The sequence below is a fragment of the Streptomyces sp. NPDC042201 genome (assembly GCF_055582185.1).
The window spans coordinates 54,509-73,381 of sequence record NZ_JBVJDS010000014.1; the positions used below are offsets into that span (position 1 = coordinate 54,509).

The 18,873-nt window shown below is 71.0% G+C and carries 16 protein-coding genes; 10 read left to right on the forward strand and 6 right to left on the reverse strand.

Annotation, left to right across the window (positions count from 1 at the left end):
* The first annotated feature begins 111 nt into the window (after nt 1–111).
* The 5 genes from ACZ6MZ_RS28915 to ACZ6MZ_RS28935 all read left to right on the forward strand — a co-directional run bounded on the left by ACZ6MZ_RS28915 (nt 112) and on the right by ACZ6MZ_RS28935 (nt 8,884).
* Nucleotides 112–840, forward strand: coding sequence for a VIT1/CCC1 transporter family protein (locus ACZ6MZ_RS28915; RefSeq protein WP_384188033.1), 729 nt, complete (start codon nt 112–114; stop codon nt 838–840).
* Nucleotides 841–1,250: 410 nt separating this feature from the next.
* Entirely contained in the window at nt 1,251–5,810 is a 4,560-nt protein-coding gene (gene gltB / locus ACZ6MZ_RS28920; RefSeq protein ID WP_384331452.1) for a glutamate synthase large subunit, read from the forward strand.
* Nucleotides 5,803–7,263: a glutamate synthase subunit beta gene (locus ACZ6MZ_RS28925; protein ID WP_386877815.1), complete on the forward strand. Its 1,461-nt coding sequence runs from the start codon at nt 5,803–5,805 to the stop codon at nt 7,261–7,263. The genes gltB and ACZ6MZ_RS28925 overlap by 8 nt, the downstream gene beginning before the upstream one ends.
* Before the next feature lie 311 nt (nt 7,264–7,574).
* Entirely contained in the window at nt 7,575–8,318 is a 744-nt protein-coding gene (locus ACZ6MZ_RS28930) for a vWA domain-containing protein (RefSeq protein WP_469355267.1), read from the forward strand.
* Complete coding sequence (locus ACZ6MZ_RS28935) at nt 8,315–8,884, forward strand: HutD/Ves family protein (RefSeq protein ID WP_384188022.1); 570 nt, start codon at nt 8,315–8,317, stop codon at nt 8,882–8,884. Before ACZ6MZ_RS28930 ends, ACZ6MZ_RS28935 begins: the two co-directional genes overlap by 4 nt.
* Nucleotides 8,885–8,916: 32 nt before the next feature.
* On the opposite strand, the gene ACZ6MZ_RS28940 is transcribed toward ACZ6MZ_RS28935, so the two are convergent.
* Nucleotides 8,917–10,122 (reverse strand): COG1361 family protein, encoded by a 1,206-nt coding sequence (locus ACZ6MZ_RS28940; RefSeq protein WP_469355269.1) that lies wholly within the window; start codon nt 10,120–10,122, stop codon nt 8,917–8,919.
* Between the two features lie 142 nt (nt 10,123–10,264).
* The gene (locus ACZ6MZ_RS28945; protein WP_384331440.1) at nt 10,265–11,041 is read right to left on the reverse strand and encodes an SDR family oxidoreductase; all 777 of its coding nucleotides are present in this window, start codon (nt 11,039–11,041) and stop codon (nt 10,265–10,267) included.
* Nucleotides 11,042–11,248: 207 nt separating this feature from the next.
* Here ACZ6MZ_RS28945 and ACZ6MZ_RS28950 point away from each other — a divergent pair, with 207 nt between their 5' ends.
* A complete protein-coding gene (locus ACZ6MZ_RS28950) occupies nt 11,249–12,118 on the forward strand; it encodes a helix-turn-helix transcriptional regulator (RefSeq protein ID WP_469355271.1) in 870 nt (289 codons plus the stop codon).
* A 57-nt stretch (nt 12,119–12,175) separates the two neighbouring features.
* On the opposite strand, the gene ACZ6MZ_RS28955 is transcribed toward ACZ6MZ_RS28950, so the two are convergent.
* Nucleotides 12,176–13,132: an NAD(P)-dependent alcohol dehydrogenase gene (locus ACZ6MZ_RS28955; RefSeq protein WP_469355272.1), complete on the reverse strand. Its 957-nt coding sequence runs from the start codon at nt 13,130–13,132 to the stop codon at nt 12,176–12,178.
* 129 nt (nt 13,133–13,261) lie between these two features.
* On the opposite strand from ACZ6MZ_RS28955, the gene ACZ6MZ_RS28960 reads away from it, so the two are divergent.
* On the forward strand, nt 13,262–13,954 hold the full coding sequence (locus ACZ6MZ_RS28960; protein WP_469355274.1) for a TetR/AcrR family transcriptional regulator: 693 nt from the start codon (nt 13,262–13,264) through the stop codon (nt 13,952–13,954).
* Between the two features lie 32 nt (nt 13,955–13,986).
* Here the strand turns inward: ACZ6MZ_RS28960 and ACZ6MZ_RS28965 are convergent, their stop codons facing one another.
* Together ACZ6MZ_RS28965 and ACZ6MZ_RS28970 are read right to left on the reverse strand one after the other, a co-directional pair.
* Nucleotides 13,987–15,123: a winged helix DNA-binding domain-containing protein gene (locus ACZ6MZ_RS28965; RefSeq protein WP_469355276.1), complete on the reverse strand. Its 1,137-nt coding sequence runs from the start codon at nt 15,121–15,123 to the stop codon at nt 13,987–13,989.
* Nucleotides 15,120–15,728, reverse strand: coding sequence for a DinB family protein (locus ACZ6MZ_RS28970; protein WP_389786922.1), 609 nt, complete (start codon nt 15,726–15,728; stop codon nt 15,120–15,122). Before ACZ6MZ_RS28970 ends, ACZ6MZ_RS28965 begins: the two co-directional genes overlap by 4 nt.
* 101 nt (nt 15,729–15,829) lie before the next feature.
* Here ACZ6MZ_RS28970 and ACZ6MZ_RS28975 point away from each other — a divergent pair, with 101 nt between their 5' ends.
* The 3 genes from ACZ6MZ_RS28975 to ACZ6MZ_RS28985 are packed head-to-tail and all read left to right on the forward strand — an operon-like array spanning nt 15,830 to nt 17,596.
* Entirely contained in the window at nt 15,830–16,858 is a 1,029-nt protein-coding gene (locus ACZ6MZ_RS28975; protein ID WP_469355278.1) for a helix-turn-helix transcriptional regulator, read from the forward strand.
* Nucleotides 16,859–16,883: 25 nt separating this feature from the next.
* Nucleotides 16,884–17,300, forward strand: a complete 417-nt coding sequence (locus ACZ6MZ_RS28980) for a hypothetical protein (protein WP_469355279.1) — start codon at nt 16,884–16,886, stop codon at nt 17,298–17,300.
* Nucleotides 17,297–17,596 carry a transcriptional regulator gene (locus ACZ6MZ_RS28985; protein WP_389786832.1) on the forward strand — a complete coding sequence of 100 codons (300 nt, stop codon included), beginning with the start codon at nt 17,297–17,299 and terminating at the stop codon, nt 17,594–17,596. The genes ACZ6MZ_RS28980 and ACZ6MZ_RS28985 overlap by 4 nt, the downstream gene beginning before the upstream one ends.
* A 259-nt stretch (nt 17,597–17,855) precedes the next feature.
* On the opposite strand, the gene ACZ6MZ_RS28990 is transcribed toward ACZ6MZ_RS28985, so the two are convergent.
* A complete protein-coding gene (locus ACZ6MZ_RS28990; RefSeq protein WP_469355281.1) occupies nt 17,856–18,782 on the reverse strand; it encodes a LysR family transcriptional regulator in 927 nt (308 codons plus the stop codon).
* Between the last annotated feature and the right edge of the window lie 91 nt (nt 18,783–18,873).

The following is an 18,873-nucleotide window of genomic DNA, read 5'->3' on the forward strand; positions in this document are numbered from 1 at the left end:
GGCCTTCCTTGCTGGCGGGAGCGATTTTTCGTGCGTATTTTCGAGGAGTTGGGAGGGGCGGGGACCGGTCCGCGGACGGAGCCGGAACCACCTTCTCGGAAGGGGAGAACCATGGCCATCATCGAGACCGAGGCAACGCTCCACGAGGCGCACCGCGACAATCACACGCACCGCGATGTGAACGGCGGCTGGCTGCGTCCCGCGGTGTTCGGCGCGATGGACGGACTGGTCTCCAATCTGGCGCTGATGACTGGTGTCGCGGGTGGCGCGGTCTCCCAGCACACGATCGTGATCACCGGGCTCGCGGGCCTCGCGGCCGGTGCCTTCTCGATGGCCGCGGGCGAGTACACCTCGGTGGCCTCCCAGCGTGAGCTGGTCCAGGCGGAGCTGGACGTGGAGCGCCGGGAGCTGCGCAAGTACCCCGCGGACGAGATGGAAGAGCTGGCCGCGCTCTACGTGTCGCGGGGAGTGGAGCCCGAGCTGGCCCGTGAGGTCGCGGAACAGCTCTCGAAGGACCCCGAGCAGGCGCTGGAGATCCACGCGCGCGAAGAGCTGGGGATCGACCCGGACGACCTGCCGTCCCCCACGGTCGCCGCGGTGTCGTCCTTCGGCTCCTTCGCCCTGGGCGCGCTGCTGCCCGTACTGCCGTATCTGCTGGGCGCCACCGCGCTGTGGCCGGCTCTGCTGCTCGCGCTGACCGGGCTCTTCGCCTGTGGCGCGCTGGTGGCGCGGGTGACCGCGCGCAGCTGGTGGTACAGCGGGCTGCGTCAGCTGGTCCTCGGCGGGACGGCCGCAGCGCTGACCTACGGTCTCGGAGCCCTGTTCGGCGCGGCGCTCTGACCTCGGCGCTCTGACGCTTCGGGCGGTCGTCGGGCGGGCCTCCCGCCGGGTCGTCCAGCCCGCGGGAGGAAACGCCTGCTCCGGGACGTATCATCCCGGGCATCCGGGGCGCCGGGATGCGACACTGGGCGCAGGCGCCACCCATACGGCCGTTACCGCGCGGTTTCGAGTCGGTAATCACCGGGCATGACCCGTAGGCGCCGCGGGCAATGAAGCCTGCTCCGCCCCTGCCGATCGGACGACGATCTGTCCGTCTGCGCCCCCCATTACCGCTACGAGCGGTGTCCACATGCTGGAATGAGCTATCCGCTTCCTGAGAAGCCGCCCATCATGTAACCTGCACGAAATTTCTGGAGGGCCAACGTCGTCCCTCGGTACTTGCATATGCCACGACGACGACGGGAGAGCCGATGCGTTCCGACGCCTGGTCGCCCATGGACGGTCGCCCCGCCCCTCAGGGGATGTACGACCCCCGTAACGAGCACGACGCCTGTGGCGTCGGGTTCGTGGCCACCCTCACCGGTGTAGCCAGCCACGCACTGGTGGAGCAGGCGCTGACCGTACTGCGCAATCTCGAACACCGTGGCGCCACCGGCTCCGAGCCGGACTCCGGCGACGGCGCCGGAATCCTCCTTCAGGTGCCAGACACCTTCCTCCGCGAGACCGTCGATTTCGAGCTGCCCGAGGCCGGCTCGTACGCCGTCGGTATCGGCTTCCTCCCCGCGGACGACGCCACGGACGCCGTCTCACGGATCGAGACGATCGCCGCCGAGGAGGAGCTCACGGTCCTCGGCTGGCGCGAGGTGCCCGTCGCCCCCGAGCTGCTCGGTGCCACCGCCCGCTCGACGATGCCGGCCTTCCGCCAGCTGTTCGTCGCGGACGGCACGAGCACCGGCATCGCGCTGGACCGCAAGGCCTTCCTGCTGCGCAAGCGCGCCGAGCGCGAGGCCGGGGTCTACTTCCCCTCGCTCTCCGCGCGGACGATCGTATACAAGGGGATGCTCACCACCGGCCAGCTGGAGCCGTTCTTCCCCGACCTCTCCGACCGCCGCTTCGCGACCGCCATCTCGCTGGTCCACTCGCGGTTCTCCACCAACACCTTCCCGAGCTGGCCGCTCGCCCACCCGTATCGCTTCGTCGCCCACAACGGCGAGATCAACACGGTCAAGGGCAACCGCAACTGGATGCGCGCCCGCGAGTCCCAGCTCGGCTCGGACCTCTTCGGGGCCGAGAAGCTGGAGCGGATCTTCCCGCTCATCACCCCCGACGCCTCCGACTCCGCCAGCTTCGACGAGGTCCTGGAGCTGCTCCACCTCGGCGGCCGGTCGCTGCCGCACTCCGTGCTGATGATGGTCCCCGAGGCGTGGGAGAACCATGACTCCATGGACCCGGCCCGGCGTGCCTTCTACCAGTTCCACGCCACGATGATGGAGCCCTGGGACGGCCCCGCCTGTGTCACCTTCACCGACGGCACCCAGGTCGGCGCGGTCCTCGACCGCAACGGTCTGCGCCCCGGCCGCTACTGGGTGACCGACGAAGGGCTGGTCGTCCTCTCCTCCGAGGTCGGCGTCCTCGACATCGACCCGGCCAAGGTCGTCCGCAAGGGCCGCCTCCAGCCCGGCCGGATGTTCCTCGTCGACACCGCGGAGCACCGCATCATCGAGGACGACGAGATCAAGGCGTCCCTCGCCGTCGAGAAGCCGTACCAGGACTGGCTGGAAGCCGGCGAGATCGAGCTGGAGGACCTCCCCGAGCGCGAGCACATCGTGCACACCCACGCCTCGGTCACCCGCCGCCAGCAGACCTTCGGCTACACCGAGGAGGAACTGCGCGTCCTGCTCGCGCCGATGGCCCGGGCCGGCGCCGAGCCGATCGGCTCCATGGGCACGGACTCCCCGATCGCCGCGCTCTCCGCGCGGCCCCGGCTGCTCTTCGACTACTTCACCCAGCTCTTCGCGCAGGTCACCAACCCGCCGCTGGACGCCATCCGCGAGGAACTGGTCACCTCGCTGCGCTCCTCGCTCGGCCCCCAGGGCAATCTGCTGGAGCCGACCGCCGCGTCCTGCCGCAGCGTCACGCTGCCCTTCCCGGTGATCGACAACGACGAGCTGGCCAAGCTCGTCCACATAAACGCCGACGGCGACATGCCGGGCATGAAGGCCGCCACGCTCTCCGGTCTCTACCGGGTCGGCGGCGGTGGCGACGCCCTCGCCGCCCGGATCGAGGAGATCTGCGCCGAGACCGACGCCGCGATCGACAGCGGCGCCCGGATCATCGTGCTCTCCGACCGGCACTCGGACGCCGAGCACGCCCCGATCCCGTCGCTGCTGCTCACCGCGGCCGTGCACCACCACCTCATCCGCACCAAGCAGCGCACCCAGGTGGGCCTGCTGGTCGAGGCCGGCGATGTCCGCGAGGTGCACCATGTCGCGCTGCTCATCGGCTATGGCGCCGCCGCGGTCAACCCGTACCTCGCGATGGAATCCGTCGAGGACCTGGTCCGCGCCGGGACGTTCATCGAGGGCCTGGAGCCCGAGCAGGCCATCCGCAACCTGATCTACGCCCTCGGCAAGGGCGTCCTCAAGGTGATGTCCAAGATGGGCATCTCCACCGTCGCCTCCTACCGAGGCGCGCAGGTCTTCGAGGCCGTCGGCCTGGACCAGGCCTTCGTCGACAAGTACTTCAACGGCACCGCCACCAAGATCGGCGGCGCCGGTCTCGAGGTCGTCGCCACCGAGGTCGCCGCCCGGCACGCCAAGGGCTACCCCGCCTCCGGCATCTCCGCGAGCCACCGCAAGCTGGAGATCGGCGGCGAGTACCAGTGGCGCCGCGAGGGTGAGCCGCACCTCTTCGACCCGGAGACGGTCTTCCGGCTCCAGCACGCCACGCGCTCACGCCGCTACGACATCTTCAAGCAGTACACGGGCCGGGTGAACGAGCAGTCCGAGCGACTCATGACGCTGCGCGGCCTGTTCAACTTCGCCTCGGGCCGTCAGCCGGTCCCGGTGGACGAGGTCGAGCCGGTCTCCGAGATCGTCAAGCGCTTCTCCACCGGCGCCATGTCGTACGGCTCGATCTCCCGCGAGGCGCACGAAACCCTCGCCATCGCCATGAACCAGCTGGGCGGCAAGTCCAACACCGGCGAGGGCGGCGAGGACGCGGACCGGCTGTACGACCCGGCCCGCCGCTCCGCCATCAAGCAGGTCGCCTCCGGCCGCTTCGGCGTCACCAGCGAGTACCTGGTCAACGCGGACGACATCCAGATCAAGATGGCGCAGGGCGCCAAGCCCGGCGAGGGCGGCCAGCTGCCGGGGCACAAGGTCTACCCGTGGGTCGCCAAGACCCGGCACTCCACCCCCGGAGTCGGTCTGATCTCCCCGCCGCCGCACCACGACATCTACTCCATCGAGGATCTCGCCCAGCTGATCCACGACCTCAAGAACGCGAACCCGCAGGCGCGGATCCACGTGAAGCTGGTCTCCGAGGTCGGGGTCGGCACCGTCGCCGCGGGTGTCTCCAAGGCGCACGCCGATGTGGTGCTGATCTCCGGGCACGACGGCGGTACGGGCGCCTCGCCGCTCACCTCGCTCAAGCACGCGGGCGGCCCCTGGGAGCTGGGCCTCGCCGAGACCCAGCAGACCCTGCTGCTCAACGGCCTGCGCGACCGGATCGTCGTCCAGACCGACGGTCAGCTGAAGACCGGCCGTGACGTGATCATCGCCGCGCTGCTGGGCGCCGAGGAGTTCGGTTTCGCGACCGCCCCGCTCGTCGTCTCCGGCTGCGTCATGATGCGCGTCTGCCACCTGGACACCTGCCCGGTCGGCATCGCCACCCAGAACCCGGTGCTGCGCGAGCGCTTCTCCGGCAAGGCCGAATACATCGTCAACTTCTTCGAGTTCATCGCCGAGGAGGTCCGTGAGCTGCTCGCCGAGCTGGGCTTCCGTACCCTCGAAGAGGCCGTCGGCCACGCCGAACTGCTGGACACCGAGCGGGCGGTGAACCACTGGAAGGCCCAGGGCCTCGACCTCAAGCCGCTCTTCCACGTGCCCGCGCTGCCCGAGAACGCCGTACGCCACCGCGTCATCAGCCAGGACCACGGTCTGGCGAAGGCCCTCGACAACCAGCTGATCAAGCTCGCCGCCGACGCCCTGGGCGCCGACAGCGCCGAGGCCGCCCAGCCGGTGCGCGCCCAGATCGGCATCCGCAACATCAACAGGACCGTTGGCACCATGCTCGGCCACGAGGTGACCAAGAAGTTCGGTGGCGCGGGCCTGCCCGACGACACCATCGACATCACCTTCACCGGCTCGGCCGGCCAGTCCTTCGGCGCCTTCCTGCCGCGCGGTGTGACGCTGCGCCTGGAGGGCGACGCCAACGACTACGTCGGCAAGGGCCTCTCCGGCGGCCGGGTCGTCGTCCGCCCGGACCGCGGCGCCGAGCATCTCGCCGAGTTCTCCACCATCGCGGGCAACACCATCGCCTACGGCGCGACCGGCGGCGAGCTCTTCCTGCGCGGCCGCTCCGGCGAGCGCTTCTGTGTCCGCAACTCCGGGGCCACGGTCGTCTCCGAGGGTGTCGGCGACCACGGCTGCGAGTACATGACCGGTGGCTACGCCGTCGTCATCGGCGAGACGGGACGTAACTTCGCGGCCGGCATGTCCGGCGGCACGGCGTACGTCATCGACCTCGACCCGGACAACGTCAACGCCGGGAACCTGGCGGCCGTCGAGCCCCTCGGCGACGCCGACAAGCAGTGGCTGCACGATGTGGTGCTCCGTCATCAGGAGGAGACGGGCTCCACCGTCGCGGAGAAGCTGCTCGCCGAGTGGAACACCGCGGCGGACCGTTTCAGCAAGATCATCCCGACTACGTACAAGGCAGTGCTCGCCGCCAAGGACGCCGCCGAGCTGGCCGGTCTCTCGGAGACCGAGACCACCGAGAAGATGATGGAGGCGGCGACCCATGGCTGACCCGAAGGGCTTTCTCACCACCGGGCGCGAGGTCGCCAGGACCCGCCCCGTCGAGGAGCGTGTCAAGGACTGGAACGAGGTCTACGTTCCGGGCTCGCTGCTCCCGATCATCAGCAAGCAGGCCGGCCGCTGCATGGACTGCGGCATCCCGTTCTGCCACAACGGCTGTCCGCTGGGGAATCTGATCCCCGAGTGGAACGACTACGCGTACCGCGAGGACTGGACGGCGGCGAGCGAGCGCCTGCACGCCACCAACAACTTCCCGGAGTTCACCGGGCGGCTCTGCCCCGCCCCCTGTGAGTCCGCGTGCGTGCTGGCCATCAACCAGCCGGCCGTCACCATCAAGAACGTCGAAGTCTCGATCATCGACAAGGCGTGGGACAGCGGCGATGTCACCCCGCAGCCGCCGGAGCGGCTCTCCGGCAAGACCGTCGCCGTCATCGGCTCGGGCCCGGCCGGACTGGCCGCCGCCCAGCAGCTGACCCGGGCGGGCCACACCGTCGCGGTGTACGAGCGGGCCGACCGCATCGGCGGACTGCTGCGGTACGGCATCCCCGAGTTCAAGATGGAGAAGGTGCACATCAACCGCCGTATCGAGCAGATGCGCGCGGAGGGCACCAAGTTCCGTACCGAGGTCGAGATCGGCCGGGACATCGACGCGGCGAAGCTGCGCAAGCGGTACGACGCCGTGGTCATCGCCGCCGGTGCCACCATCTCGCGCGACCTGCCCGTGCCCGGCCGTGAGCTGAACGGCATCCACTTCGCGATGGAGTACCTGCCGCTCTCCAACAAGGTGCAGGAGGGCGACCTGACGGTCTCCCCGATCACCGCCGAGGGCAAGCACGTCGTGGTCATCGGCGGCGGCGACACCGGCGCGGACTGCGTCGGCACGGCCCACCGCCAGGGCGCCGCGTCCGTCACCCAGCTGGAGATCATGCCGAAGCCCGGCGAGGAGCGCGCCGCGCACCAGCCGTGGCCGACCTTCCCGATGCTCTACAAGGTCACCTCCGCGCACGAGGAGGGCGGCGAGCGGGTGTACGCCGTCTCCACCACCCACTTCGAGGGCGACGAGGACGGCAACGTCCAGAGCCTGCACCTGATCGAGGTGGAGTTCACCGGCGGCAAGCTGGAGCAGAAGCCCGGCACCGAGCGGACGATCCCGGCCCAGCTGGTCACGCTCGCCATGGGCTTCACCGGCACGGACCAGGAGAACGGTCTGGTCGAGCAGTTCGGCCTGGAGCTGGACGAGCGCGGCAACATCGCCCGTGACGCGGACTTCGCGACCAACGTCCCCGGGGTGTACGTCGCCGGTGACGCCGGCCGCGGCCAGTCGCTGATCGTGTGGGCCATCGCCGAGGGCCGCTCGGCGGCGCGCGGGGTGGACCGCCATCTGACGGGGGTCAGCGATCTGCCGGCCCCGATCCGTCCGACGGACCGCGCGCTGACGGCCTGAGCGACCGCCCCCCAAGTCCCCCTCAGCACAACAAAGACTCCCGTACAACGGCGTACGGGCGGTGTCGGCCCGGGGAGCGTCTCCCGGGCCCTCCGCAAGACACGGCGCCTGCCCCAGTCCCCGACCGGACCGATGGCAGGCGCCGTGCATGCGACCGGGGGCTTGCACCGTGGCGTGCGATCCGCGCCGTGCCGTGGCATGCGACCGGGGTGCCGTGGTGTGCGAATGGGGCGTGCGACCGGGGCGGCGGGCACCGGCCCCGGTGGCATAATCGCGGGACTTCCGTCCCCGTCGACCGAAGGAGACCACGCATGGTCACCGCAGCCGCCCCCACCGGGCCGGCCATCAGCCTTCGTAAGATCGAGGAGACCGCGCCCGCGCTCGTCAGTCTCTACAAGCACGCGGCGCTCTCGCTGGAGAAGAACGGGCTGCGCGGGCAGCGGGCCGCCGTCTATCTGGTCCTCGACCACTCCGGCTCCATGCGGGACTACTACAAGGACGGCAGCGTCCAGGCGCTCGCCGACCGGGTCCTCGGTCTCTCCGCGAACCTCGACGACGACGGCATCGTCCCGGTCGTCGTCTTCTCCACGGACATCGACGCGGAGACGGACATCTCGCTGGCCAACCACCACGGACGCGTCGAGGAGATCGTCGCCGGGCTCGGCCACATGGGCAGGACCAGCTATCACCTGGCCATGGACGCGGTGGTCGACCACTACCTGGACAGCGGCGCGACCGCGCCCGCGCTGGTGGTCTTCCAGACGGACGGCGGCCCGGTCAGCAGGCCCGCCGCCGAGCGGTATCTGTGCAAGGCGGCCGCGCTGCCGCTGTTCTGGCAGTTCATCGGTTTCGGCGACCCGGACAGCCGGCAGTTCGACTTCCTGCGCACGCTGGACGAACTCGCCGTCCCGGCCAAACGCCCCGTCGACAACGCCGGCTTCTTCCACGCCGGCAAGGACCCCCGGCGGGTCGGCGACGCCGAGCTGTACGACCGGTTGCTCGGCGAATTCCCCCAGTGGCTGCGCCAGGCGCGGGCGTTGGGCATCGTACGGTGACGCCGCGCATCCTGCGGGCCGCCGGCCGGACGGCGGTGCCATGGAAGAACGGCGGTGGAATCACCCGCGAGTTGGCGTCCTGGCCCGAGGGCGCGGGGACGGACGGCTTCGACTGGCGGATCAGCCTCGCGGAGGTCGCGGCGGACGGCCCGTTCTCCACCTTCCCCGGCGTCGACCGGACGCTGACCGTGGTCGAGGGCGCGGGCATGGACCTCACGGTCGGCGGCCGGCGCCGCCTGGTGGACGAGCGCTACGTCCCGCAGCACTTCCCGGGCGACCTGCCGACCCACTGCCTGCTGCTGGCGGGCCCGGTGGTCAACTTCAACGTCATGTCCCGCAGGGACAGGGTCGCCGCGTCGGTCGCCGTCGTACGGGGCTGCCTCCCGGTCCCCGTTCCGCCAGGGGCGACCGTCCTGGCCGTCGCCCTGGAGACCACGCTGACGCTCGGGGACACAAGGCTCGCCCGCTACGACGCGGCGATCGTGGCGCCCCCGGAACCGGGAAGCGCGCCGCTGACCCTCCTGAGCGAGGGCCAAGCGGCGCTCGTCACGCTCCGCCCGGTCTGAGCTCTCCGCACGGCGCCGCGACCGGACAGGTCCTAGGACCGCCCGGTCCTGCGACGCGAGGTGAGGGCGAATCCGCCGGCCACCAGGAGGGCCGCGGCGACCGCTCCTCCGACGAGCACGGTGCCGGCGGTCCCGGTGTCGGCCAGCTCGTCGTCCTGAGCGCCGCCGCCCGGGGTGCCACTGCCTGGCGTGGCGCCGCCGGAGCTGCCGCCGGCCGACTGCGCCTCCTCACCCGTGCCGGTGGACGCGTTGACGACGAGAGAAGCCGCGTTGTTCTTCGGGTTCGTGTCGAACGGCAGCGTTCCCCAGCGGTGATCGCCCTTGACGAACGCCACCTTGCCGGTGGCGTTCGCGACGACCTTGTCGATCCGCAGCCCGAAGATGTACGCACGCTCGCTGTTCTCGTCGACGTAGTTGTACGGCGTCGTGCAGCGGTAGGCCGAGGCGCCCGACGGAAGACAGAACTCCGGGGCCTTGGTGACCTTGGTGCCCTGCGGGATACCGACGTCGAAGACACCGATGGGGGAGCCGACATCGTTCTTCACCCAGGCCGGTCCCTTGTTGGCGAACGTCACCTCCGCGTTGACGGTGTCGCCCGCCTTGCCCGTGACCTTCGCTCCGGTGAGCGCGAAGTCCGCGGTGTTCTCCGCGGTGATGAAGACGTACTGCTGCTGCTGACCGTAGACGGCGCCGGGATCGGCCGGCGGCTCCTGCGCGACGAGCCGCAGCACCGGATCCGCCCCGCCACCGTGCTGGGTTCCGCCGGGGAAGGTGAGCGAGTCCTCCTGGATGGTCAGGCTCAGATGCTCGTACAGCGCGCGGTCCAGGAGTGTGACGCCCACGGGCTCCTCAGGCACGTAGACGACACCGGGCTCCAAGGTCTGCTCGATGTCGCAGACCGCGTTCACCTGCGCCGGGCCCTCGTCCTGCGCCGGGGTCTTGTCGTAAATGCAGTTCGAGTACTCCTTGGCGAAGGACAGCCCCTGCGACCCGTCGATGAACAGCGACAGACCGGAGGCGGGCGCGTCGCCCTTGTTCTTCACCGTGAACGCGACACCGGTCGTGCTTCCCGGCTCCACTCCGTCGATCGGAGCGGTCTGTCCGAACGCCAGGTCAGGACCCGGCTCCGCCCGGTCGGCGGCGGCGACGGGAGCCGCCGCCAGCGCCCAGGCCAGCCCCGCGACGGTGACCGCCCCGGCCGCGCGCCGCAGCGCGCGGGCTGTGGAAGCAGATCTCATGGTGCCCCTTTGAGGAGTGCGCATACGGATCACTCGCCCGCACAGTCGAGCAGGTGTGTGAAGAGAAGACACGCACAGGGGCCGGACGGTTGTACGAGAACCCGCCCCGGTCTCGGCGAGGCACGGAACCGCTCCGGTGCGGTCAGCTGGGCTGGCCGGTCGGCATGATGGTGACCTGCTGGAGGTTGACGCGCGGCGGCAGGGTGGCGATGAAGCCGATCGTCTCCGCGATGTCCTGCGGGGTCAGCCACTCCATCGTGTCCTTGGAGCCGTCCAGCCACTCCCGCGCTCCCGGGTCCGTGACGTGGTTCTGCAGCTCCGTGCCCACGATGCCCGGCTCGATCGCCGCCACCCGTACGTTCTTCGGGCCCAGCTCCGTCCGCAGCGTGCGGGAGAAGTGTGTGACGTACGCCTTGGTGCCGGAGTAGACGGCGAAGTTCGGGAAGATGTTCTGCGCCGCGATCGACGCGGTGTTGATCAGGTCGGCGACCCCGCGCTTCCCGGCCGACTCGACCAGCTGCGGGGTGAACGCCCCGACGACGTTCATCAGGCCGGTGATGTTGAGGTCGATCTGGTGCTGCCACTGGTCGGTGCGCAGCTCCTCTATGGGGGCCGGGAGCATCACGCCCGCGTTGTTGAACAGCAGATCGGCCCCGCCCAGCTCGGACCGTACCCGGTCGGCCGCGGCGTGCACCGCGGCGGTGTCGGTGACATCGGCGGTCAGCGCCAGCGCGGTGCCACCGTCCTTCTCGATCCGGGCGACGAGGTCATCCAGCTTCTCCGCGCGGCGCGCGAGGACGGCGACCTTGGCGCCCAGCGCGGCCAGATGCTCGGCGGAGGCCTCTCCGATGCCACTGGAGGCGCCGGTGACGACCGCCACGCGGCCGGCGAGAGGCTGGGAGTGAGTATGTGTCGACATGAGGTGGTCACACCTTCCGAAACGGCGAATGAACAGGAGCCGGGACCGACGGCCGGTGACCGCCGGGCCCCTATCCAGCACACCACTCCCCACCGTCCTCCGCACCCGGTCGAGAGGGCTCTGACCAGGCAGGTACCAGGAAAACAGGTACCGGCAGGACCACCCGGCGCGCAGGTCGACGCCCCGCGGGGCGACCACACTGGTGCTATGGACCGCAGCTCCGAGACCGCCGACTTCCTGCGCTCACGCCGTGCCCGGATCACCCCGGGCCTGGCCGGGCTGCCCGCGGACGGACGGGCCCGACGCGTGCCCGGGCTCCGCAGGGACGAGGTGGCCCGTCTCGCCGGTGTCAGCACCGAGTACTACACGCGCCTGGAGCAGGGCAGGGCCGGCAACCCTTCGCCCGAGGTCATCGAGGCCCTCGCCCGCGCTCTCCAGCTCGATCCGGCCGAACGCGAACACCTCACCGATCTGCTCGCCCGCCCCACCGCCGCCCGACGGACCCCCACCGGCCCGCAGCGCGTGCGGCCCGGTCTGCATCTGATGCTCCAGACCCTCGACCACGTACCGGCCTTCGTCCTGGGGCGGCGCACCGATGTGCTGGCCTCCAACCGCCTGGCCCGCGCCGTCCTCACCGACTTCGACGCGCTGCCCGCGCCCCGCCGCAATCTCGCCCGCTTCTACCTCCTGGACCCGGAGGCCCGCGAGCGGGTCACCGACTGGGCCCAGCTCTCGGCCGAGACGGTCGCCATGCTGCGCCTGGAAGCCGGCCGCTACCCGCACGACCGGCGGCTCGCCGACCTGGTGGGTGAGCTCACCCTGAAGTCACCGGAGTTCACCACCTGGTGGAACGACCACCGCGTGCTGCGCCGCACTTACGGCACCAAGCGCTACCGCCATCCCGTCGCCGGTGACCTCGTCTTCTCGTACGAGTCCTTCCAGCCCCCGGGCGACCCCGACCAGACCCTGTGCGTGTACAACGTCGAGCCCGGATCCGACAGCGCCCAGGCGATGCGGCTCCTCGACAGCTGGACCGCCCCTGAGCACGACGAGCGGACCCCGCCGCGCGCGCGGTGACCCCGCGGCGGGCTGCCGGGCGCCGGACCGGATCTCGCTGCCGGCGGCCGTGGCGCGTCACACGATCCGGATGATGTGCTTTCCCCGTACGCCGCCGGCCTCCAGGGCGCGGTGGGCGGCGGCGATGTCGGCCAGCGGGTGGACGGTGTCCACGACGGGGCGGATCGCGCCGCTCTCCACGTACCGGGTCAGTTCGGCGAACAGCTCATGCCGGGGGTTGCCGCTGAAGAAGCGCACCCTGCGGGTGCCGTGGACGGCGGAGGCGAGCATGTAGCCGAGGCCGGCAGGGATGTGGTCGACGTCGAAGGTGATGGACACCATGCGTCCGCCCGGGGCCAGGAGTCGCCGGAAGGCGCGGTGCTGGGTGCCGACGGTGTCCAGGACGACGTCGAAGGTGCCCAGTTCGGACGGGTGGGCCGTGGTGTAACTGATGGCCTCGTCCGCTCCCAGGTCCTGGACGAAGCCGAGGTTCTTCGGGCCTGCCAGCGCGGTGACATGGGCGCCGAGTGCCTTGCCGAGCTGGACGGCGACGCTGCCGACGCCGCCGCTGGCACCCCGTACGAGAAGCCGTTCGCCCGGCTCGAGCCGCGCCTTGGTGCCCAGGGCGGTCATCGCGGTCGTACCGACGGGAAGAGAGGCCGCCTCGACAAGGGTCAGGTTCTTGGGGGCGAGGGACAGCTGCCGGGGGCGGACGGCCACGTACTCGGCCGCACTGCCGAATCGGCGGCGGGGCAGGACCCCCCAGACCCGGTCGCCCTCCCGCAGTCCGGTCACCGCGGCATCCACCTCCGCGATCTCGCCGGCGAAGTCGAGCCCCGTCCGTTGGGGAAAGCGCCGGCCGGTCACCAGACGCACGCGCCCGGCCCGTCCGTACAGCTCGCCCCCGTTGACGCCGGCCGCGTGAACCCGGACCAGTACCTCGCCCTGCTTGAGGGAGGGCACGGGGACCGTGCCCTCGTAGAGCACCTCGGGAGGGCCGTACCTGTCATAGAGCGCCGCGCGCATTTCCTTCACCTGCTGGTCCTGTCTCTTCTGTGCTCGGCGCCGGGTGCCGGCGCCGTAAGCGGTAGGGGGATTCCACTTGCGTTCCCACGCTAACGCCGTAAACGGACGGACCCTTCCACTTGGGCTAAAGTGAGAGACATGCCTGCTCAGCCCTCTCAAAAGGATGCGGTCGATGCCGCTCGTACCGGCGCGGCCTTTGATACGAAGGAACTGCGCGCCGATGCCCGGCACAACCGCGACCGCATCCTCAGGGCCGCTCGCGAGGCGTATGCCGTCCACGGGATCGATGTGCCCGTCACCGCCATCGCCCGGCGGGCCGGTGTCGGGGTCGCCACTCTCTACCGGCGCTTCCCCACCCGTGCCTCGCTCGTGACCGAGGCCTTCGCCGAGCAGCTCGCCCTCTGTGTGGCCGTGCTCGACGAGGCGCTGGAGGACCCGGATCCCTGGCACGGATTCTGCTCCGTCATCGAAAAGGTGTGCACGATGCAGGCCGCCGACCGCGGGTTCACCCGCGCGTTTCTCTCCCAGTTCCCCGACAGCGTCGACTACGACCGTGAACGCGCCCGCGCCGAGAAGGGCCTCGACGAGCTGGTGCGGCGGGCCAAGGACGCCGGGCAGCTGCGCCAGGACTTCGACCGCAGCGACATCACGCTGGTGCTGCTGGCCAACAGCGGCGTCGGGGGCGAGTCCCCGGAGACCTCGCCGGCCGCCTCCCGACGCCTGGTCGCCTACCTCCTCCAGTCTTTTCGGGCCGACCGCACCGAGCCCCTGCCCGCGCCCGCACCGCTGGGACTGCACCAGATCCACGAGCCCCCGCGACAACGTCCGTAGGGCCTGCTTCAACCGCTGAACCGCTGAACCGCTCAGCGAGGAGAGGCGGCGACTCGTACGCGGTGGCTTTCGTTGTCGGAGAGGAACGAGGCCAGTTCCCTCCCCTGCTCGGCGACGCTGGCGCGGTCGGCTCCGGAGAAGCCGCGCAGCGGGGTGACGACCACGGTGCCGGCGTCGACGGTCCAGGTCGCGGCGACCCGGCCGTCGACCAGCACCACGCGCTCACCGGCGACCGAGAGACCGCGATGGGCGTCGTCGATGATCCGGCCACGGTCGTGGTAGCCGAGGATCGCGTTGTCGAACGCCGGCAGGAACCGCACGGGGGCGGGTGTGCCGGGGTCGGGGCGTGGCGCGTCGGGGAGATCGAACAGCTCGCGGCCGCGTTCGTCGCGGAAGGTGACCAGTTCCTCGCGTATCGCGGCCACCGCGGCCGGGAGTCCGGCGAGGCCGCACCAGGCGCGCAGGTCGGCCGAGGCCGCGGGGCCGAAGGCGGCCAGGTAGCGCCGTACCAGCGCCTGGCCGACCGGGTCGGAGCCATCCAGCGTGGGCGGGTCGATCTCTCGGCCCAGCCAGGAGGAGAGCAGGACGTTGCGCACTCCGGCCTTGGTGCGCCACAGCCCGCGCGGCGGCAGCTGCGCCACCGGGACGAGGGCGGCGACCAGCATCTCGCCCAGGGCCCGCGGTCCCGGCGTCGGCCGGCGCTCGGCCAGGTCCTGTCCCGCGAAGACCCGCCGGACGGGGCCTAGAGCCCGCACGAGCTCGGTCATCGAGCGGGGCTCGCCGTCGGCCATCACCGCCCGGCCCGCCGCGGCGAGCTCGTCGAGATCTGTCCCGTCGAGCTCGCGGCGGTAGGTCCCCAGCACCCGTTGGCGCAGCATGCCGTCGTGGCGGGCTCGCCAGGCGAGGGCGTCGTCGGCGGTGACGAGGTGGACGGTGCGGCGCATGAGGTGGGTCCGCACCAGGCTTCGCCGGGTCAGCAGGTCCGAGAGGACCGCCGGGTCGAACGCACGTACCCGCGACCAGAGCCCGACGAACGGTTCCTGCGGTTCCTGCGCCTGCATACCGCCGAGGTGCGCGACGGCGTCGAGGACCGGTAGATCGGCGCGATCGAGCAGCAACTGCCGGGCGAGCGTCGCGCGGTTGAGCGCCCGGCTGTCGAGAACGGTCATCGGTCGGTCGACTTCTGCCCGTCGAGGGTCTCGCGCAGGATGTCCGCGTGCCCGGCGTGCTGGGCGGTCTCGGCGATGACGTGCGTCAGCACCCGGCGTACGCTCCACACCGCTCCCGGCTCGTTCCAGGGCGCCTCCGGCAGCGGGTGCGTCGCCGACAGGTCGGGGACGGCGGTGATGATCTCCTCGCTCCGGGCGGCGACCTGCTCGTACTGCTGGAGGATCCCGGCCAGCGTCTCGCCGGGCAGCATCCGGAAGTTGTTCTGGTGGTCGATCGCCCACTGCGGGAACTCGCGCGCGGTACCGGCCGCGAAGTCGGCCCAGGTGACACCGTCGGGCAGGTCGTAACGCATCGCCGAAGGGCCCTCGACCGCGAAGCGCAGCCATCCGTCCTCGATGGACGCGACGTGCTTGATCAGGCCGCCCAGGCACAGCGCGCTGACCGTCGGGCACTCGCCGGCCTGCTCGTCGCTCAGCCCGCGCGTCGTGTCCGTCAAGGCGGATCGCGCGGTCGCGAGTCCGGCGAGCAGGTCGGCCCGCTCGCCGTCGAGAGCTGCGGCCTGCTCGCCGTCGAGAGCGGAGGGGGACGTGGTCGTGGCGGTCACAGTGATCGGGTCCTTCTGGTTGTTCTCGTTGTTCGGCACGGGACCACCGTCTCAGGGGAAGAGGACAGGATGTGTCCGCTTCTCGGGGCAATACTGGCGTCATGCCGAAGACCTCAGCGCGACTGCTGTCCCTGCTCTCCCTGCTCCAGGCGCGCCGGGACTGGCCGGGGCAGCTGCTGGCCGAGCGGCTGGAGGTCAGCCCGCGCACCGTGCGCCGCGATGTCGACCGTTTGCGCGAGCTCGGCTATCCCATTGTGGCCAGCAAGGGCCCCGACGGGGGGTACCGGCTCGACGCCGGGGCGGAACTGCCGCCGCTGCTGTTCGACGACGAGCAGGCCGTCGCCCTCGCCGTCGCACTCCAGACCGCCACCACCACCGGCGCCGGCATCGGGGAAGCCGCGGCGCGCGCCCTGAACACCGTCCGGCAGGTCATGCCCGCCCGGCTGCGTCATCGCGTCGACGCCCGCCAGGTCACCGCCGTCGAACGCGCGGGAACCCAGCCGAATCCGCAGGCCGACCCGCACGTTCTCGTGACGCTCAGCGCGGCCGTCCACGCCCGCGAGGTGCTGCGCTTCGACTACACCCCCGCGTCCCCACCGGGAGCCGCCGCCGACCCCGCCGCGACCGCGCCGCGCCGGGCGCAGCCACACCACCTCGTCACCTGGGGCGGGCGCTGGTACCTCGTCGCCTGGGACCTCGACCGCGACGACTGGCGCACCTTCCGCGTCGACCGGATCACCCCACGCACCCCCACAGGGCCCCGCTTCACCCCGCGCGAACTGCCCGGAGGGGAGGTGGCCGCCTTCATCGCCGGCAGGTTCCAGGGCTCCGACGGCTCCGGCGACTGGCCCTGCCGCGGTGAGGTGATCCTCGACCTGCCCGCCCCCGTCGTGTCCAGCTACACCCGCGACGGCATCGTCGAAGAACTCGGCCCGGACCGCTGCCGGCTCGTCCTGGGCGCGTGGTCATGGCCAGGACTGGCCGCCACCATCGGCAGATTCGACGCCGACATCCAGGTCATCGGGCCGCCCGAGCTCAAAGACGCCTTCGCGCACCTGGCCCGCCGCTACGCCAACGCCGCGACCAACGGCCCCACCAAGCTTTCCGAAAGGCTACTACTTGAAAATTAGGAAAGTACATTCCATCATGGCAACCATGGACGCCGAAGAAGCCCGACGCAACCTCGAACAGGCCCGCCAGTCCTACGACGCCTCCGTGCAGCCCGCGCTGCCGCGCTGGGCCCCGCCCACCTGCGCCGTCCTGGTGGCCGCCGCGCTGGCCCTGGCCGGCGCCGGCTCCTCCAACGGCTTGCTGAAGGCGCTGACCGTAGCCGCGGGCCTGCTGTGCGCACTCGCCGCCGCCCAGCTCGTGCTGCGAATCCGCGCCCGCCAGGGAGTCACCGGCCTGCGCGGCCCGGCCCGGCAGAAATGGCGGTCCGTGGCCGCCAGCTGCGTGGCCATCCTGATCTGCGCACTGACCGCCACCCCGGACACCCGCTGGATCTGGGCCGGCCTGGGGATCGTGGCGGGCACCTACACCTGGGTGTCGCTGCGCAAGCAGGTGCGTGCATGACGGACGAACTGAACGACGCCTTCCGGACCGCCAACCGCCTCCGGATCGCGGCGTTTCTGTCGGGCTGTGACGAAGCGGAGTTCCGGGCGGTTCAGGAGTACTGCGATCTGTCGCCCTCGAACCTGTCGAAGAACATCACCGCGCTGGAGCAGCTCGGCTACGTCGCGGTCCGCAAGGGGCACGTCGGAAAGACTCCACGGACCTGGCTGGCACTCACCGAGGACGGACGCGACGCGCTGGCCGGCCACCTGGCCACCCTGCAACGCATCGCCGACACCGCAGCCCGCCACGCCTGAACGGGCCACGGCGGCCTGACCCCGGCGGACGCGAAGAGGAGCCGGGCTGCGGCACACTGACGCCGTGACCGACGCCGCCTTCGTGATCGTCTCCGGTCTCCCGGCCAGCGGAAAGACCACCCTCGCCCGCCGACGACATCCTGTTCGCCCTCGCTGCCCAGGTGGCGCGGGCGGCGCTCCCCCGACCGCGCCCCGCGAACACTCCCGGGCACAGGGGTCACAGGACTAGGGCCTGTCCGGCGGGTCTTGGTCCTGGCCGCTATGCCCATGACGGTGTCCAGGTTTCGGCGGCCGGGGGTTCGCGGCGCCCGGGGGAGAGGTGGTCGCGGAGCGTGGCGAGTGCCGGGTGCGGGTTGTCGCGGTGCCATAGCAGTGAGTGCGGGTAGACCGGGGTCGGAGCGCGTACGGCGATGCGCCGCAAGTCGTGGTCGGTGGGCCAGAGGAGCTGTGTCCGCTCGCCGACGAAGGTCGCCAGTGACCGGGAGTCGGCGAGGGTGTCCAGCAGGGGCTCGGTGCCGAAGTCGGGGCCGGTGGTCTCGATGGTGAGAGCGAACGCGGTCGCGAGGGCGTCGTAGTAGGCGGCCCACTCGGTTCCGGGCACGATGCCGGGCACCCAGATCCGGTGCCCGGCGAGCTCGGCGGGGGTGACCGCGCGGGCGGCGGCGAGCTCATGGGCCGGCCCGGTCAGAAGCTGGATCGGCTCGTCGAAGGCCCGGGCGACCCCGATGTCGTCGGGGAGCTGCCGGCCGGGCATGGTGACGGCCCGGAAGGACGCGTCGATCGTGCCGGCCCGGATCGCGTTGATGGCCGCGTCGACGTCGAAGAGGGTCACGACATCGAGCTCGATCTCGGGACGCTCGCGATGGAAGTCGTGCAGCAGGGCGGCCGGGGCGAGTCGCCGGCCGATCACGTCGACGCGCAGCGCACGGCGGCCGGGACGTAGGGAGGCGACCGCCCGCTCTTCGGCCCGTAGGAGGTCGCGGGCGTGGGGCAGGAACGCCTGTCCGTCGATGGTGAGCTTCACTCCGCGCGCGGTACGGGTGAACAGCCGCACGCCGAGGGTCTTCTCCAGTGTGGCGATGCGCTTGGAGACGGCCTGCTGGGTGATCGACAACTCGGCGGCGGCGTCCTGGAACCTCCCCGCGTCCGCGGCGGTCACGACGGTGCGCACAGCATCGAGATCCATGCCGGTCAAGGTATCTGCACAACGAATGGTTGTGTCTTCCGCGCGGATCGGTTGTTTGATCCGGACCTCCCTCTTCGCTTGGATGCCGGTG